Consider the following 14,833-nt stretch of genomic DNA (forward strand, 5'->3'; position numbering starts at 1 on the left):
CATACATCAAATTATCATTTAATATACCGCAAGTAGCTTTGCATCATATTAAAACAACTTAATTTGAAACGTATACTTTTAACCCTACTCGTTATTGTATCGCACAAAGGTGTGGCACAAATTGCTACAATAAACGATACAATTGTTCTTTCCCGAACACAGGCCGAGGCTTTGTTTCTGGATAAGAACCTTTCTCTTATTTCCGAAAAACTGAATATCGATATTGCCGATGCACAAGTTATTCAGGCAAAATTATGGCCCAATCCTACGCTTACTATTGGTGAGATAAATCTTTGGAACAATGCCACAGCACAGGAATTACCTCCATTATGGGGTAATTTTGGTACAACATCCCAAGTAACTGCCGAGCTGGAACAACTTATTCAAACAGCTGGGAAACGAAAAAAGATGATTGCCATGGAAAAAGTTGGCGTAGATATCGCCAAAGAATATTTCAAAACTTTTTTACGTAATCTAAAAATCGAGTTTCGAGGTAACCTTACCGAATTACAATTTGTACAAGCTCAGGAAGCTGTTTATCAAAAACAACTTGCATCGATGCAAACATTATTAAAAGCATACAGCAACCAAGTTGCACAAGGAAATATTGGTAAAGGCGAATATATAAGACTAAAAGCAACTGAATTACAATTCCTAAAAGAAATCAGTGATCTTAAAAAAGAGAATAATTCATTGCAAAAAGAGCTTAAAGTTCTTATGAATTTACCTGCTACAAGTTATATCAAACTTACCGAAGATGGCTTTGTTCCCGATAATAAAAACATCGAAAATATAAATCTGGGGAATCTTATGGCATCGGCTGTAGAAAACAGACCAGATATGAAAGTCCTAAAACTAGGAAATGAATATAACAGTAATAAGTACAAATACGAAAAAGCAATGCGCACACCAGATGTTACTCTTGGCGTTAGCTATGATCGTGGTGCCAGTTTGATGAACGATTTTGTTGGTATTGGCTTCTCTCTGGATCTTCCTTTTTTCAATAGAAATCAAGGAAATATAAAAGCTGCAAAAATAGCTATCGACCAAGGTAAATTACTTACCGAAGAGAAAACAATAAGTGTACAAGCAGAAGTATTACAAGCATACGAGGATTTAATAGTTACCAAGAAACTCTATGATAGTGTCGATGCAAGTTATGAAGGAGATTTAGATAAACTTTTGGAGAGTTATCGCAAAAATTTCATGCAAAGAAATACGAGTATGTTGGAATATCTTGATTTTGTAGATGCATATTTGGATAACAAATCGATACTACTAAACTCTAAAAAAGATCTTAATAAAAACCTTGAAGAACTACGCTACATAGCAGGTCAGGAAATTAATTAAAAACCCGAAATCAGAATAGATCACTAATTATCTGATAATAATAACAAAACATAATGAAGAAATTTATTTTACTACCTATACTAGGGCTAATGCTCGTTTACGGATGCAAAAAGGAAGAAGTTAAAGAAACTAAAGATGAAAAATTTTGTATTGATAAAGCATTAAAAGAAAAAATTACTATAGAGCCTGTTCAGAAACGTGCAGTAACTCAATCCATAAATCTTACTGGAAACATAACCTATAACAACGATCATGTGGTGCAGTTTAATAGCCTTGTAGAGGGGATTATTACCAAAACTACATTTTCGTTGGGGGATTATGTGAAAAAAGGACAAATACTTGCTGAGATAAAAAGTACAGAACTTAACAGTATGCAATCCGAAAGTAAATCGTTGCAATCACAATTAGCTGTTGCACAACGCCAATTACAATCGACAAAATCAATGTTTGATGATGGTATCGCTTCACAAAAAGACCTAATGCAAGCACAAAGTGAATTGGATGTTTTAAAATCATCTTTGGAAAACGTAAAAGCAAATCTTGCTATGTTCAGCGCTAGTAGCGAAAGAGCCGTTTTTCAGATAAAAGCACCAACAGAAGGATACGTAGTTGCCAAAAACATTAGCCCGGGAATGCAAATAACCGATGGTAGCGATCCTCTTTTTACAATTTCTGATTTAAAAGAAATCTGGGTATTGGTAAATGTTTATACCAGTAATCTGAAAAATGTAACCGAGAATATGCTAGTAGATGTTACAACACCCGCTTATCCCGGTGAAGTTTTTAAAGGAAAAATCACAATGCTTGCTAAAGTTTTTGATGCCGATGAGCATGTTCTAAAGGCAAGAATTGTTATGGAAAACAAGAATTTAAAATTGAAACCCGGAATGACTGCAGACATCGTTATCGACAAAAGTATAGGTGGCGAAATGCTGGCAGCAGTTCCTGCAAAAGCAGCCATTTTTGATAACAATCGTGATTATATCTTAATCTATAAAGATGATTGTACAATCGAAACCAGAGAAATTAATCCTGTTATAAAAAATAACAACTGGATTTATTTTGATAAAGGAGTTAAAGAAGGTGAAATGGTTATTACTAAAAATCACTTGTTAATTCACGAAAGATTAAAAAACTAAGTATCCTCCATAAAAACGGATAAACACAATACAAGACATGAAAAAATTTGTACAAGGCTTAGTTGCTTTCTCGCTAAAAAACTCACTTATAGTTTTTTTCCTGACAGCTATATTACTAGTCGCCGGTATAGTAAGCTATATCCATACACCTATAGAAGCTTTTCCCGATGTAACTAATACCCGGGCAAGGATAATTACACAATGGCCAGGAAGAAGTGCCGAAGAAGTGGAGAAATTTATCACACTTCCGATTTCAAAACAAATGAATACCATTCCTAAAAAAGCCGAAGTACGCTCTATTTCGCTTTTTGGATTATCAGTTGTTACCGTATTATTTGATGATGATGTAGATGATTTTTACGCACAGCAATATGCCTCAAATCGCCTTAACGGATTGGATCTCCCAGAAGGAGCCGATGTAGACATTGAGCCACCATCCGGGGCAACAGGCGAAATATTCAGGTATGTTATAAAAAGTGATTTACCAATTAAGGAAATAAAAGCCATTCAGGATTGGGTAATCGAGAGAGAATTGATATCTGTACCTGGTGTTGCCGATGTGGTAAGTTTTGGTGGTGAAGAGAAAATATTCGAAATAAAAATTAATCCTACACAGCTGGAAAATTACAATCTATCTGCATTGGATGTTTATGAAGCCGTTTCCAAAAGTAATGTAAACGTAGGTGGAGATGTAATACAACGTGGTGACCAGGCTTATGTAGTAAGAGGAGTTGGACTAATCAATAAAGTAGAAGATATCGGTAATATCCTTATCGAAACCAAAGGATCATCACCAATACTGGTAAAACACGTAGCCGAAGTTAGTATCTCTGCCAAGCCCAGACTAGGGCAAGTAGGTTTACAAGGCGATGATGATGTCGTAGAAGGCATCGTAGTTATGTTACGTGGAGAAAATCCGGGTGAGGTTATAAAGAGGCTTAAAAGCCGTTTAAACGAACTTAATGAAAGAGTTCTTCCGGATAATGTAAAAATTGTTCCGTTTATTGACCGTACCGAATTGGTAAATACAACCGTAAAAACAGTTACAAAAAACCTTATCGAAGGTATATTACTTGTTTCCTTAATCGTGTTTATTTTCCTTTACAATTGGCGTACATCGTTGATTGTAGCATCTGTAATTCCTCTTTCATTCTTATTTGCAATTATAATGTTGCGAATTCAGGGATTACCAGCCAACTTAATATCTATGGGAGCGCTCGATTTCGGTTTATTACTGGAAGGAACGCTCGTAATTGTCGAGCAAGTATTCGTCTCGCTCGAGAAGAAGGCTCATAAAGTGGGAATGGAACGCTTTAATAGCATGAGTAAAATGGGACTTATCAAGAGAAGTGTAGGTAGTGTAGCTACATATATTTTCTTTGCATTGATTATTTTAATTGTTGCGTTGATGCCAATATTTTCTTTCACTAAAGTGGAAGGAAAAATGTTCTCTCCCCTAGCCTTTACATTAAGTTATGCGCTATTAGGATCATTGATTTTGTCACTTACTTATGTACCAGCAATGTGTAAAGTAATGTTGACCAAAAATATTGTAGAGAAAGAAAATATGATTTCGCGTTTCTTTAGAGAAAACCTTTTTAAACTTTTTAAATGGAGTACTCGAAATCGTAAAGCAACATTATATGGTTTCTTGATATTACTAACTGTATGTTGTGCAAAATTTGCATTCTATGGCTCCGAATTTATTCCTAAGCTAAACGAAGGAGCAATTTATGTGCGAGCGACTTTACCCAACAGTATAAATCTTGATGAAGCTGTTAGGCTTACGAAAGAAATGAAGGGGAAAATAAGGAAATTTGAAGAAGTAAAATTTGTACTTACCCAAACAGGACGACCAAATGATGGTACTGATCCAACAGGTTTCTTTAATATCGAATTGCATATTGAATTATTGCATCAGGATGAATGGAAACGTAAAATTAGTAAAGAGGACTTAATCGCCGAAATTAAGAAGGAGCTGGACGTGTATCCCGGAATAGGATTTGGTTTCAGTCAGCCGATTCAAGATAATGTAGAAGAATATGTCGCCGGTGTGAAAAGTCCTCTTGTTATAAAAATATTCGGAAATGACCTTTTCCAACTCGAGGAAATGGCTGCAAAAGTCGCCAAATCTATAAAAGATGTTAGAGGAATTGAAGATATTAATGTATATAAAAACATTGGTTTACCTGAATTAAGAATCCAACTTGATGACGAAAAAATGGCGCGTTATGCCATTACAACAGCCGATGCGCAAGCTGTAATCCGAATGACAATTGGTGGACAAGCAGCAACCAAGTTTTATGATGACGAAAAGATATTTGATATTACATTGCGATTCGAAAAAGAATATCGTGACTCGAAAGAAAAAATTGAAGATATTCTTATTCCAACCATGAACGGCAAAAAGGTTCCTTTAAAAGAAATCGCTACCGTAGAGTATAAAACTGGTCCAACATTCATCTATCGTGAAGGAAACAGTCGATATATTGCTGTAGGTTTTAGTATCGAAGGTCGAGATTTAGGAAGCACAATTGATGAAGCACAGAAAAAAGTGGCTGCAGAAGTAAAACTACCTAAGGAAAATGTAATGAAATGGGCAGGAGAATTTGAAAGCAAAGAAAGAGCTTCAAAACAATTGGCGATGATTGTTCCCGTTGTATTAGTATTGATTTTATGTTTATTGTATTTCAATTTCGGTAATTTCAAAGATACCTTGGTTGCAATAAGTGCAATGCCATATGCTTTTATTGGTGGTTTCCTATCTCTTTGGGTTACGGGAACTGTATTTGGAATATCGGCGGGAATCGGTTTCATTATTCTCTTTGGAGTTAGTGCAATTGATAGTATTGTCCTCATAGGAATCATTAGAGAAAATATGCGAGCGGGAATGCATCTAAAAGATGCGATTTCAAATGGTATTTATAGTCGTATTCGTCCTATTGTAATGATTGCTCTTATGGGATCTCTCGGATTATTACCTGCTGCATTATCAACAGGAATGGGATCAGAAGTACAAAAACCATTGGCAATTATGATTGTAGGAGGATTAATAACCTGTATGATTTTATCTTTAACTGTATTACCACAAGTATTTTATTTGGTATATCGTAAAAAAGATACCGATAAAACAGATTCATAATCTGAATAAATTAAATTTTAAAAACACCTTTAAGCGCAATGTTTAAAGGTGTTTTTTTTATTATATAATATCTAGTTTTTTGCCACGAATTACACAAATTCTCTCGAATTAATTTGATTCAATATATAAAAACCAAATCCATGTAATCCGCTTCTTATTTTCCTTTGCGCCTTTATACCTAAATCCCTTTTTGCATTGCCTAGATTGCCTAAAAATGGAACGCGGATGACGCGGATTTCCTAAAGGAAAGACGCAGATAAAAACGGATTTTTTTAGATTATAGTTTATTATAGGCATATAGACAAAGAAATCTAGATTAAATAGATTTTTTAATTTTTAAAAATCCGTTTTTATCCGCGTTTTCGCCTAAGCGAATCCGTGTCATCCGCGTTCCTTTACTATATGCTAAAGACGCACTACTATGCGCCTCTACAGAAAATCTTTAAACCTTTGTTCCTCTGCACCTCTATACCTCTGTACCTTTGTAACTCTATACCTCTGCACCTAAACAATTAACTTCTTCCTAAACTCAGATGGAGAACTACCTGTACTTCGCATGATGAATTTATTAAAATGACTACTATCTATAAACCCTAAATCATTACTAATCTCAGAGAAAGTCAGATTGCTTTTGCTTAATTTTTCGGTTACAACTTTTAGTTTAGTTCGCTCAATATAATCTCTTAAAGTTATATTTAAATGGGTTTTAAAATATTCCCCAATGTAGTTTATAGAAACATTAAAGTGACTGGCTATTTCTTTTTTCTTTAGCAAATGAGGATTCGCAATATTCGAACGGATGTAACTTAAAATAGTATCTATCTTTAAAATTTCGGTAGTTTGGATATTTAGATTGCTTTCATTAATACTCGCATTCCTCCTAATTATTTGAATAAGCGACATCATCAAACTTTTAATTATGATTTCATTCTGCCCTTTTTGCTTTCCTACTTCATCTAATATTTTCAAAATAACCAATTCACAGAATGCTTTATCATCTTCTAAGAAAATCAAATTCCCATTAAGCAGATTATGATAATAAAATAGCTTCTCGATTTCTTCAATTTCTTTTTTATTCGAAAAGAAATTAGGAAGAAAACGCAAGCAATGAAACTTTGTAGGTTCTAATGTTTTGAAAGAATGATAGTCTTTTGGCGTAAGCAAATAAATATCGTGTTCTTTATAATTATGATGAATCGAATTTAGGATATGATTACCCGTTCCGTATTCGATATATAATAACTCGAAGAAATTATGCCTGTGCACTTCTTTCTTCCAAGTGAGTTCTTCAACCGAATAAATTTCGAAATCTTTGTATATAAAAAAGGTATCTCTCATAATCCTTAAATTTTACAAATATAACCTATATTTTTACATCATTTAATAAATGTAAACCTATTTACTTTGCATCAATAATTTAAACCTTAAATACTAAAAGATGAACTCGGATACAATAAAAATAGGAATTCTTGGAATTGGTGGAATCGGCGGATTTGTTGGCGCTCCATTGGCAAAAAAATATAAAGACAGTACTACCAAAATAATATTCATTTGCAGAGGCGAAACTAAAAACACCATTCAAAAAGACGGATTAATATTTGAATCTAAAGGTACAAAAGAAACTATATTCCCTGATTTAGTATCAGATAATCCAGCCGAAATTGGAATCTTGGATGTACTTATAATCACAAGCAAATCCTACTCGGTAAACGAAATATTAGCTACTTATAAAGATTGTATAAGTGCCGACACTATTATAATCACTTTACAAAATGTTGTAAATGCCAAAGAAATCATTCGAAAAACATTACCAGAACTAGGGAAAATTACGGAAGGTTGTATTTATGTAGCTTCCAATGTAAAAAAACCAGGATATATTCAACATGTTGGAGGACCTGGGAAAATTTTTGTTGGAGGAGAAGAGAATAAATCGTTAATTGATTTATTAACAGCAGGTGGTTTAGACATTACTTATGTCCCAAACATCGATCAAATACTTTGGAAAAAATACCTTTTTGTAGCTCCAGTTGCGGCAATAACAACAGCTTACAATGTTTCATTTGGTCAACTTCTGGAAGATAAAAACCTAATGCATATTCTCGAAAATATGATGATTGAAATTCAGTCGCTTGCCAGCAAAAATAATATCAGCTTGACAAATGAAGACATTGAAACTTCTAAAGATTTATTGACTAAATTTCCATTTGAATCTAAATCATCTTTACAATTGGATTTCGAAAACAACAATCAAACAGAGAAACAATTCTTAGTAGATTACGTTATCGAAAATTGCAAGAAACACGAAATCCCAACTCCCTTTTACGAAAGTGTAAACGAAAAGATTATTTCAATGAGTTTCGTGAAGTAGATTGAAAGATTGATTTCCTGCAAGGTCTTTTTTTGACCTTGTAGGTATTATTAAGAGAATTATTTTGTAAAGTTTCATAAAGTAAACGCAGAGAAAAGTGGTAAGTAGTAAGAAACTCCCCAAGAAACCACCTATTTTGTCTTTAGTATAATGTGTGATTTTGATTGCGAAGACGCGCTGCTGTACACCTACAAACATGCGGAATATACCACATCTTACTTCTAGTTTCTCACATCTTTCTTTTAAAATCTTTCTTCTCACATCTTCCATATTTTACTTCCCACTTTATACCTTTTTTATTATCTTAAACGAATGAATTATTACAGCGAAACATCCTATTGGAAAAAGTACAATCTTTTTTTACCCGAAGATTTGCAATATAAAGACAATAAACTTCCAACAGAAGAATATTGGCAATGGAAAGACTATGCTATTCATTTGGATCGGATGAAAAATGCAGATTCTCCATTTAAAGTAATCATTCTTCATGGTGCTGGTGGGAACGGAAGAGTAATTGGATTGTTTGGTAACTTCTTGCACAATCAAGGTTATGAATATGTTGCACCGGATTTAATTGGCTACGGACTAACAAAAAATCCAAAGAATGTAAATATTGATTATTCGGTTTGGATAGATTGTATTTCTGATTTTATAGATCAGGAACTAATAAAAGATAGTAGACCAATAATATTATTTGGTCTTAGCGTTGGCGGAATGTTAGCTTATCAGGTTGCTGCAAAAAATAAAAATGTAAAAGGAATTATAGTTACGACATTGGCAGATCCACGTTCTCAAAAAGTGAAGGATGATTTGGCAACGAATATGTTTTTAAGTAGAATTGGATTACCATTAAGTAATGCTTTCAAGTTAATTTTGGATTCTGTTAAACTCCCTATAAAATGGCTTTGCAAAATGGAGAAAATAACAAATGATAGTAATTTTTCTAAAGTATTTTCGAATGATAAACTAGCTGGAGGAAGTAAAGTAAAATTACGTTTTCTAAGAACATATATGAACTTTACTCCCGCAATAGAACCTGAAAATTATACTTCTGCCCCCCTTTTATTTCTTCAACCCGATAAAGATAACTGGACAACATTAGCAACCAGTAAACCATTTTATGATAGACTAAATTGTCCAAAAAAGTTAGTTTTATTAGAAAATTGTGGACATGCACCTTATGAAGAACCCGGATTGACGACTATGAAAACCGAAATAATTCAATTTTTAGAGTCAATAAAGAGCTAATTATTAATTTCAGTAAATCCTTTTTGACCTTCTATTCATAATCTAAATTTTAAAAATCATCAGGCTGGACGGGGATTAAGCTACCTCCAGAGCGATAAAATTGTTCAGTCTTAAAAATTACTTATCACACGATAAAAAAAAACTATGAAAGAATTATTTTGTAATACTAAAAATTGCCATACATTTGCCTAACGGTGTTAAACAATTTAATACTCTATAAAAATGGCAAGCAAAGATCGAATTTTAAGACAAAAAGAAGAAACCAGAAAGAACATTCTGGATGCTGCCTGTACTATTGTAAAAGATGAAGGTTGGCAAGGTCTTAGTATGCGAAAAATCGCTGATAAGATTGAATATACTGCCCCAATCATTTATGAATACTTTTCTAACAAAGAAGCAATATTACAAGAACTAACAGGTAGAGGTTTTGTAAAATTAACCATTGAACTAGAAAAAGCTAGAAACAAATACGATAATCCTGAGGAACAGCTTGAAGCAATGTGGATGGCATATTGGGATTTTGCATTTACCGATACCGAAATGTATCAATTAATGTTTGGAGTGCAAATGACTTGTTGTAACGAACGATGTTCGGCTTCTGAAGCACCCTACAAATTATTTGTTGCCGTTATTGCCGAAATAATGAAAGATAGCAAACCAACTGAAGAAGTAATAAAACAAAAGTATTTTACTTTCTTTTCTGTTATTCACGGATTAATTTCAATCAATATCATTAACAAAAGTGAAGTTTTAGAAACAATCAATACGCAAATTTTAAAAGATGCTATTGGTGGAATCATAAAATCAATACGTTAAAAAAAATTTAATGCTCACTTAACGCTGATAAATAATTTAATGTAGTAATTTTGGACCAAATTTTATTATTCTAAGTTGAATTAAAGAAAAACCAAAGAAGTTTTTTTTTATCATTCTACTTAACAACGTTAGAAAATTTAATACAGTAATTTAATACCATAATTTTCAATTAATAGTCGCTCATAACAGAGTCGAAGGATAAATTGATTTTTTTGCCACTTCACTTAACAGTGATAAATAATTTAATACCAATTATAGTATCATATAACTGGAAGGAATAATTATATGGATTTTTACAGCAATTTACTTAACAATGTTAGAAAATTTAATGCAATTAAAAGCGAATCACAAGAATACAAAACCCAATCAGAATACAAATAACTCAAATGTCCAACAAATTAAAATTAAAACTAAAATGAAAAATGTAATCTTAACCAGTATCATCCTTGCCTTAGTTGTAATAGGATGTGCAGATAAGGCTCAAGCACCCGCTGCTCCTGCCCCATTATTACCAGTACTTGCAATTAAAAATGCAGATGCAACTACAGATTCTGAATATCCTGCTTCGATACAAGGAACAATTGATGTAGAAATCCGTCCACAAGTAAGTGGAAACCTAGACCGTGTTTTTGTAGATGAAGGTGCTTACGTTTCTAAAGGACAATCTTTATTTAAAATAAACGAACGCCCTTTCCGTGAGCAACTTAACAATGCACTCGCAAACCTTCACGGAGCCGAAGCAGCATTGATTAACGCACAATTGGAAATTGACAAATTAACTCCTCTTGTACAAAACAAAGTAGTTTCTGACTATCAGTTAAAAACTGCAAAAGCTTCTCACAGAATTGCTGCTTCTACTATTGAGCAAGCAAAAGCAATGGTAGAATCTGCCAGAATTAATTTGAGTTATACTACAATCACAGCACCTGTAAGTGGTTACATAGGAAGACTTCCTAAAAAACAAGGAAGTTTAGTTTCAGCATCAGATGTTGAACCATTAACCAAACTATCAGATGTTCATGAAGTATATGCTTATTTCTCATTAGGAGAAACAGATTTCATCAACTTTAAATCGCAATATTCCGGAAATACAATTGGTGATAAAATAAAAAACTTACCTCCTGTTTCTTTAATACTAGCCGATGGAAATGCTTATACTCAATTAGGAAAAATTGATATGGTTGATGGTCAATTTGATAAAAACACTGGTGCAATAACACTTAGAGCGACTTTCCCTAATGCTAGCGGAACTTTACGTTCTGGAAATACAGGAAAAATCCGTTTGGGGATTCAGCATGACGATGCAATCTTGGTTCCACAATCTGCTACTATAGAAATGCAGGATAAAGTTTTCGTTTATACATTAAACAAAGGAAACAAGGTTAACAAAATGCCAATTACGATTATCGGAAAATCAGGAACAGATTATCTTATTAAAGATGGTGTAAAATCTGGTGACCAAATCGTATTAAGTGGTATCGACAAACTTCAGGAAGGACAGGTAATTCAGCCTGAGAAATCAACACCAACTAAAGTTGCCCAAATAATTAACAAAAAATAATTACACGAAAAATGTTCAAAATATTTATACAAAGACCTGTACTGGCAACTGTTATTTCCATTTTATTGGTGATATTAGGAGTACTTGGACTTACAAAATTGCCTTTACAACAGTTTCCCGATATTGCGCCGCCATCGGTTTTGGTAACGGCAGTTTATCCGGGGGCTAGTGCAGAAACGGTATTGCGTTCTGTTGCTCCATCACTCGAAGAGTCTATAAATGGTGTGGAGAACATGACCTACATGAGCTCAACAGCCAGTAATGATGGCACACTAGCTATTACAATTTTCTTTAAATTGGGTACTAATGCCGATCAGGCTGCAGTAAACGTGCAAAACAGGGTTGCACAAGCAACAAGCCAATTACCTACAGAGGTTGTACAGCAAGGTGTTACCACTGCCAAACAACAAAATAGTTTTATCATGGGTATTGGTTTATATACCGAAGACGAAACTAAATATGACCAAACATTTGTTGCCAATTATGCACAAATCAATATTATTCCAGAAATTAAACGTATTCCGGGAGTAGGATCTGCAAGTATATTTGGTGGTGTAAGAGATTATTCTATGCGTGTTTGGTTAAACCCAACACAAATGTCTACCTATCAGGTTACCCCAAATGAGGTGATGAAAGCTATCCAGGATAAAAGTTTAGAAGCGGCTCCAGGTAAATTTGGAGAACGAAGTAAAGAAGTTTTTGAATACGTTATCAAATACAAAGGGAAATTAACAAAACCCGAAGAATATGAAAATATTGCTATACGTGCAAACGCAGATGGATCCATACTTCGTTTAAAAGACGTAGCAAGAGTAGAACTTGGAGCCTATTCATACAATAGTTTAACTCGTTTAAATGGTAAAAAAGGTGTAGTAATTGGTATTATCCAGTTAGCAGGATCAAACTCCAATGAAATTCAGATAGCAATTAATAAGCTGATGGAAAAATCGGCTAAAAATTTCCCTGCCGGAATAAAACAAAATGTTTTTTATAGCACAAAAGTTTCATTAGATCAATCTATAGATCAGGTAAAACACACTTTGGTAGAAGCTTTTATACTAGTATTTATAGTGGTATTTATCTTCTTACAAGATTTTAGATCTACATTAATTCCTGCAATTGCAGTTCCTGTGGCTATTTTGGGTACGTTCTTTTTCATGCAGCTATTTGGCTTTTCGATAAACTTATTAACGCTATTTGCTTTAATCTTAGCAATTGGTATTGTTGTCGATGATGCGATTGTCGTCGTCGAGGCGGTGCATGCCAAAATGGAACACAAACATTTATCGCCAAAAGTAGCAACGAGCGAAGCGATGCACGAAATCACTGGAGCAATTATCTCGATTACTTTAGTAATGGCAGCCGTATTCTTACCAGTAGGTTTCATGGAAGGTTCAACAGGAGTTTTCTATCGTCAGTTTGCCTTTACAATGGCAATTGCAATTGTAATCTCGGCAGTAAATGCATTAACATTAAGCCCTGCCCTAGCAGCCTTATTCTTAAAAGATAACCATGCAGGACACGGAGATAATCCAGAAGCTAAAAAAGGATTCAAAGAAAAATTCTTTACAGGTTTCAACAAGAGTTTTAATTCCTTAACAAACCGTTACGTAGGTAGTTTAAGATTCTTAATACGCAACAAATGGGTTAGTTTAGGAGGATTAGCAGTAATAACAGCAGCAACAATATTAATGGTAAAAACTACTCCTGCAGGATTTATCCCTACAGAAGATCAAGGTTTTATTGCCATTGCGGTAAACACACCATCAGGAACATCATTAGATGGAACTCAGAAAGTAATGACTGAAGCCGAAAATACGTTAAGAGGATTAGATGCATCACGATTTGTAACAGCAATTTCAGGTTTTAACTTGTTAACGAACTCAACAAGTCCATCATCTGCAGTAATATTTGTATTACTTAAGCCAAATGAGGAACGTGGAGAAATCAAAGACATTAATAAAATAATGGCAGATGTTCAAGGTAAATTGGGAGCCATTTCAAAGGGTAGTTTCTTCGTATTCAGCTTTCCTACAGTTCCTGGTTTCAGCAACGTAGAAGCGTTGGATTTGGTACTTCAGGATAAAACAGGTGGTAAACTGGATAAATTCAGTGGAATCTCTCAATCTTTTATTGGAGAATTAATGAAACGACCAGAAATTGCAGTAGCCTTTACCAGTTTCAAAGCCGATTATCCACAATTACAATTGGATATAAATGATGAAAAAGCAGATCAATTGGGCGTGAATGTAAAAGACATTTTACAAACCATGCAAGCTTATTTTGGTAGTGCACAAGCATCCGACTTTAATCGATTTGGTAAATATTACAGAGTAGTTGTTCAGGCAGACATCGATGATAGAGCTGAACCATCATCAATCAATAATGTTTTTGTAAAAAACAAAAATGGCGGAATGGTTCCAATCAATACTTTGGTAAAACTAACTCGTATCTATGGTTCCGAAACTGCATCGAGATACAACTTGTTTAACTCGATTTCGATAAATGCAATCCCAAAACCAGGATTTAGTTCCGGAGATGCCATTAAAGCAATTGAGGAAGTTGCTGCACAGCAATTACCCGCAGGTTATAGTTATGAATTCTCAGGACAAACACGCGAAGAAATTTCTTCAGGAGGTCAATCGACAACGATTTTCCTATTATGTCTTGTGTTCATTTACTTCCTACTTGCAGCACAGTATGAAAGCTACATCTTGCCATTGGCAGTAATTCTATCTATCCCAGTGGGAATATTTGGAGTATTTGTAGCAATCGGATTAACAGGAATCGAAAACAACATTTACGTACAAGTTGCCCTAGTCATGCTTATAGGTTTATTGGCCAAAAATGCGATTCTTATTGTCGAGTTTGCCTCACAGCGAAGAAAAGCAGGTAAATCATTGGTTGCGGCATCTATAGAAGCAGCAAAACTAAGGCTACGACCAATTATCATGACATCACTAGCATTTGTCGTGGGATTAATCCCGATGATGAGCGCCACAGGACCATCTGCAATGGGTAACCATTCGATAAGTATCGGTGCAGCCGGCGGAATGATTTCAGGAGTAATCCTAGGGGTATTAATCATCCCGGTTTTATTTATCGTATTCCAACATTTACAAGAAAAGGTTTCTGGAAAATCATTAGCCGTAATTCATAACGAAGAAAAATAAAAAATGGAAAATTATATAACATCAGTTCTGATAACA

The 14,833-nt window shown here is 34.1% G+C and carries 9 protein-coding genes; 8 read left to right on the forward strand and 1 reads right to left on the reverse strand.

Annotation, left to right across the window (positions count from 1 at the left end):
• Positions 1–63 precede the first annotated feature (63 nt).
• The 3 genes from OIU83_RS06050 to OIU83_RS06060 are packed head-to-tail and all read left to right on the forward strand — an operon-like array spanning position 64 to position 5,631.
• The gene (locus tag OIU83_RS06050; protein WP_264205377.1) at positions 64–1,350 is read left to right on the forward strand and encodes a TolC family protein; all 1,287 of its coding nucleotides are present in this window, start codon (positions 64–66) and stop codon (positions 1,348–1,350) included.
• Between the two features lie 53 nt (positions 1,351–1,403).
• Positions 1,404–2,489: an efflux RND transporter periplasmic adaptor subunit gene (locus tag OIU83_RS06055; RefSeq protein WP_264205378.1), complete on the forward strand. Its 1,086-nt coding sequence runs from the start codon at positions 1,404–1,406 to the stop codon at positions 2,487–2,489.
• 37 nt (positions 2,490–2,526) lie between these two features.
• The gene (locus OIU83_RS06060; protein ID WP_264205379.1) at positions 2,527–5,631 is read left to right on the forward strand and encodes an efflux RND transporter permease subunit; all 3,105 of its coding nucleotides are present in this window, start codon (positions 2,527–2,529) and stop codon (positions 5,629–5,631) included.
• Positions 5,632–6,135: 504 nt separating this feature from the next.
• On the opposite strand, the gene OIU83_RS06065 is transcribed toward OIU83_RS06060, so the two are convergent.
• Complete coding sequence (locus OIU83_RS06065; protein ID WP_264205380.1) at positions 6,136–6,969, reverse strand: AraC family transcriptional regulator; 834 nt, start codon at positions 6,967–6,969, stop codon at positions 6,136–6,138.
• A 100-nt stretch (positions 6,970–7,069) separates the two neighbouring features.
• Between OIU83_RS06065 and OIU83_RS06070 the strand changes: the two genes are divergently transcribed.
• The 5 genes from OIU83_RS06070 to OIU83_RS06090 all read left to right on the forward strand — a co-directional run bounded on the left by OIU83_RS06070 (position 7,070) and on the right by OIU83_RS06090 (position 14,797).
• Positions 7,070–7,999, forward strand: a complete 930-nt coding sequence (locus OIU83_RS06070; RefSeq protein WP_264205381.1) for a ketopantoate reductase family protein — start codon at positions 7,070–7,072, stop codon at positions 7,997–7,999.
• 312 nt (positions 8,000–8,311) lie between these two features.
• Positions 8,312–9,247: an alpha/beta hydrolase gene (locus tag OIU83_RS06075; protein ID WP_264205382.1), complete on the forward strand. Its 936-nt coding sequence runs from the start codon at positions 8,312–8,314 to the stop codon at positions 9,245–9,247.
• 222 nt (positions 9,248–9,469) lie between these two features.
• Positions 9,470–10,063, forward strand: coding sequence for a TetR/AcrR family transcriptional regulator (locus OIU83_RS06080; protein WP_035622703.1), 594 nt, complete (start codon positions 9,470–9,472; stop codon positions 10,061–10,063).
• Positions 10,064–10,478: 415 nt separating this feature from the next.
• Positions 10,479–11,624, forward strand: a complete 1,146-nt coding sequence (locus OIU83_RS06085; RefSeq protein WP_264205383.1) for an efflux RND transporter periplasmic adaptor subunit — start codon at positions 10,479–10,481, stop codon at positions 11,622–11,624.
• Between the two features lie 11 nt (positions 11,625–11,635).
• Positions 11,636–14,797 carry an efflux RND transporter permease subunit gene (locus OIU83_RS06090; RefSeq protein WP_264205384.1) on the forward strand — a complete coding sequence of 1,054 codons (3,162 nt, stop codon included), beginning with the start codon at positions 11,636–11,638 and terminating at the stop codon, positions 14,795–14,797.
• The last annotated feature ends 36 nt before the right edge of the window (positions 14,798–14,833 follow it).

The sequence above is a fragment of the Flavobacterium shii genome (assembly GCF_025847235.1).
Lineage (GTDB): Bacteria > Bacteroidota > Bacteroidia > Flavobacteriales > Flavobacteriaceae > Flavobacterium > Flavobacterium shii.

What these genes read in the sequence shown, in the direction of transcription:
- OIU83_RS06055 (WP_264205378.1), top strand. Translation starts at nt 1,404, where the DNA reads ATGAAGAAATTTATTTTACTACCTATACTAGGGCTAATGCTCGTTTAC.
- OIU83_RS06060 (WP_264205379.1), top strand. Translation starts at nt 2,527, where the DNA reads ATGAAAAAATTTGTACAAGGCTTAGTTGCTTTCTCGCTAAAAAACTCA.
- OIU83_RS06065 (WP_264205380.1), bottom strand. Translation starts at nt 6,969, where the DNA reads ATGAGAGATACCTTTTTTATATACAAAGATTTCGAAATTTATTCGGTT.
- OIU83_RS06070 (WP_264205381.1), top strand. Translation starts at nt 7,070, where the DNA reads ATGAACTCGGATACAATAAAAATAGGAATTCTTGGAATTGGTGGAATC.
- OIU83_RS06075 (WP_264205382.1), top strand. Translation starts at nt 8,312, where the DNA reads ATGAATTATTACAGCGAAACATCCTATTGGAAAAAGTACAATCTTTTT.
- OIU83_RS06080 (WP_035622703.1), top strand. Translation starts at nt 9,470, where the DNA reads ATGGCAAGCAAAGATCGAATTTTAAGACAAAAAGAAGAAACCAGAAAG.
- OIU83_RS06085 (WP_264205383.1), top strand. Translation starts at nt 10,479, where the DNA reads ATGAAAAATGTAATCTTAACCAGTATCATCCTTGCCTTAGTTGTAATA.
- OIU83_RS06090 (WP_264205384.1), top strand. Translation starts at nt 11,636, where the DNA reads ATGTTCAAAATATTTATACAAAGACCTGTACTGGCAACTGTTATTTCC.